The following is a 2,997-nucleotide window of genomic DNA, read 5'->3' as shown; positions in this document are numbered from 1 at the left end:
GATTCGCTTTCTAATGCTTTGATACGTAGCTTTGCATTTTCCAGGAAGGTTTCGCCTGATTTTTTAGCCGCCAGAAAAACAAACAATACAAACAGCACCAGCATGGCGCTCATACCATATGTTATCGGTTCTCCTTGCAGAAAAAGTATCAGAATATGTGGAAACATGGTGGGAAGAACAAAAGCCACGACCGATCTTCGGTCCACCGAGAGTGAAGCCATACCACCCGAAGCTATCCCGCCAATGGTAAATGACAAAAATGCCTGATAGGCAATATTGTCTTGAGGCATCAGGATGACACCACCTATTCCCCAGATGATGCCCGATATCAAAACACTGAAACGAAAGTACTGTAGCCATCGAGTCTGATTAAGTTCTGCTTTGTTGAGATCTCTTTGCCAGCACACCAACAAAATACATCGTGAGATCAAAACAATCGCCAATACACCGTACCAGCTTAAGGCAGTCGATAAAGGTATCACTGGGTGTTGAACAATAATCAGTATCAAACCTAGCAAGGCATTAATCGCAATGGAAAAAATGCTCGCCGTAAAAAGCAGTTTAAGTTTCTGTTCTAAAACGCTTTCAACGTAAACTGGCTGGTCTGACTCGTTCTGGCACATCTGACGACCTACACAGCTTTTCTAGTACAAACGCATGTTTTACGTTTCACATTCACTCCCCCAGTATTTTGTTTGGGTAAGTTCATCTTATACCCGTATGTAAACAGAAGCCACCGCTGCCATCACTCTGTTTATCTCACTCTGAATAAAGCGTGCATCTGTTAATGGGAAACCCAGTTAATTGTGTTAGGTGACCTATTTTGCTAGGGTAAAAGTTCATAGGTAGTGAAGAACACTCTTCAAAAATAATGTATATCTACCGCAATATCATCCATTAGTGGTTCTCACCCTACTCAACTTAACGTTATCAAATAAGTCGTTTCACTCTTGTAATAGCGAGAAGTCTTCTTTAACTAATTCAAGGAAACAATACAATGACACTACAAAATATAAACACCGAAAACACAACAAACTTTTCAAGTCTTATCGCTGCTTCGATGAAGCTATCAGATGAAGAAGAAAAAGAAGCAGAAGAAACGCCTGAGGCGCCAAAGCCCTCAGAAGGAACATATCAACCAGACGATCCTGACGATAAAAAACAGAAAGATGCCGAAAAGGCACCGATTATGCCTCAACCACCGACGCCACCGTAGCGGCAAAGTTATTGGGGGGATCGATGTTTAAAGACAAACCACTCTCTAATACAGAATAGTTAGGGTCAGGAGATTAATATCGTCACGCCTGCATTTGAGAGTTAATAAAAGCGTAGAAAAAGCCTCTGTCGAGCGAGTCAATAACACTCACTCGTTAGGCATCTATCTATTGCTTTTGTAAAACGATGCGTGACCATTTTACATTCTCCTTATTAGGTAGAATGCTATCTTGATTTTTTGCCATAAAAATACAATCAAAACCGTATTTTTTAAATAGCTCGCTAGTCTGCATGGGATCAGTAGGAAACATACGTGTTCCCATCCCGGCAGGACCGTTTCTCAATGAGATAGCGCATTTCCCGTTTCGCTTTACGATGCTAGAAATTCTGGCAGCGGCTTGCTCTCTTTCCTTGTCGTTTAGGTGATGCCAAACGCCTTCTATTAAAACGAATTCAAATTTATGAGCATCCGCTGAATCCAGAATTGATAAATGAGGGAGGCTACCAGCCAACCATTTTACAGATGACGCTTTGTAAAAATTCTGGGCGGCAATTCTGAACTCCTGCATGGGTTCTATGGCTGTAACATGAAACCCTAGCTCATCTAATGCTGCTGCATTTTGGCCAGCGCCAGCCCCCACATCCAGCACATGACTTTTTTCAGAGGGTAAATACTCAACAAAATCTCTGCATACGATTTGAAAATCCAAAGCTTGGCTGGTTTCAATAAAGCGAGAGATATGTCTCTCATATCCTTCAATCCCTGCGGTCATCTTGCTCACCTAGCTTCTGGCAAAGGCAACACTTCAACTGATTATGTCTCATCACCGTTGTATCAAGCTCCACAATAATTAAGGTGTTTTGAGAACCTCAACACTATCTGCACGGCAGGCGTTCTTACTCCAGTCAAAGGTATTAATAGGATTGGTCACATAGCGAATCCCTGACACCTTCACGGTGGCGCCTTTAGGTATATTCAACGGCGCACCGTCACCGACTATAGCGGCTGAGCGGCAGTAACGCTTCCAGTCATCACGCCCTTTTGCATTAACTGAGGATCCAAAGCGTAAGACGCCAACCACATCCGGAATCGAAGCATATTCAGGCGTCCATGTTGGTTCAGGTGTTGTTTGAGGTACGAGCTTGGCATGGGCGTCCCGGCAGGCTTGAATATCGGCATCCGCTACCTCCCTGCCACGCTCAAGCTCCCGCGATGGAAAATTACACGCTTGCAAACAGTCGCTGCGTGCAGCACGACACTCCATAGCTTTCTGTTTCAGTTCCGCTGTTAACTCAGGTAAGTCCTGTCGCGCAGAGGCGATTGGAACCAGATTTGTGGCTATGAACAACAGTGTCAGTATGGTTTTGACGATTTGACTAAATGATGCTGAATTCATTGGAAACCCTCTCATATAAATATGATTGATAACAGGAAACACAGTACTAGCTCAAAGGTCTGCCAACTTAATTTTGTTAGCAGTGCATTTTGTACATCGTCACGCCGACGTTATCAAGCTGGCCAACTGTCATTATTGTGACTTCCAAGCCATAGATACTTGGTTTTTCCATTGAACACTCAAGCGTAGTCTTAAGAAACATTTCTGTCTTAGACGTGACAGGCGATTCATCATTGTTATAAAAAAAGATTTCTTTGTCGTTCGGATTTCTTCCTGTGTGAGCGAAACCTTCTTCGAGCAATACCTGATTCAATTCTGCGGTGTCACTTCTTAACTGAGCAAATGAATTTGTGGTGCTTTGACTGGAGTAGTTAATTGATACGAT

At 43.1% G+C, this 2,997-nt stretch carries 5 protein-coding genes; 1 reads left to right on the top strand and 4 read right to left on the bottom strand.

The window, feature by feature from the left end; genetic code table 11:
* On the bottom strand, positions 1-623 hold a 623-nt coding region (locus B4K20_RS08245), incomplete at its 3' end, for a hypothetical protein (protein WP_289282541.1).
* A 374-nt stretch (positions 624-997) separates the two neighbouring features.
* Between B4K20_RS08245 and B4K20_RS08240 the strand changes: the two genes are divergently transcribed.
* A complete protein-coding gene (locus B4K20_RS08240) occupies positions 998-1,216 on the top strand; it encodes a hypothetical protein (protein WP_289282540.1) in 219 nt (72 codons plus the stop codon).
* A gap of 166 nt (positions 1,217-1,382) precedes the next feature.
* Here the strand turns inward: B4K20_RS08240 and B4K20_RS08235 are convergent, their stop codons facing one another.
* From B4K20_RS08235 to B4K20_RS08225, 3 genes are all read right to left on the bottom strand, one after another.
* Positions 1,383-1,988, bottom strand: a complete 606-nt coding sequence (locus B4K20_RS08235; protein WP_289282539.1) for a methyltransferase domain-containing protein — start codon at positions 1,986-1,988, stop codon at positions 1,383-1,385.
* A gap of 78 nt (positions 1,989-2,066) precedes the next feature.
* Positions 2,067-2,612 carry a hypothetical protein gene (locus tag B4K20_RS08230; RefSeq protein WP_289282538.1) on the bottom strand — a complete coding sequence of 182 codons (546 nt, stop codon included), beginning with the start codon at positions 2,610-2,612 and terminating at the stop codon, positions 2,067-2,069.
* A gap of 76 nt (positions 2,613-2,688) precedes the next feature.
* A partial coding sequence (locus B4K20_RS08225; RefSeq protein ID WP_289282537.1) for a hypothetical protein occupies positions 2,689-2,997 on the bottom strand: 309 nt, incomplete at its 5' end.

The organism is Methylophaga sp. UBA5088, from assembly GCF_002414625.1.
GTDB classification, from domain to species: Bacteria; Pseudomonadota; Gammaproteobacteria; order Nitrosococcales; family Methylophagaceae; genus Methylophaga; species Methylophaga marina.
This window is presented reverse-complemented; position numbering and strand designations above follow the sequence as displayed.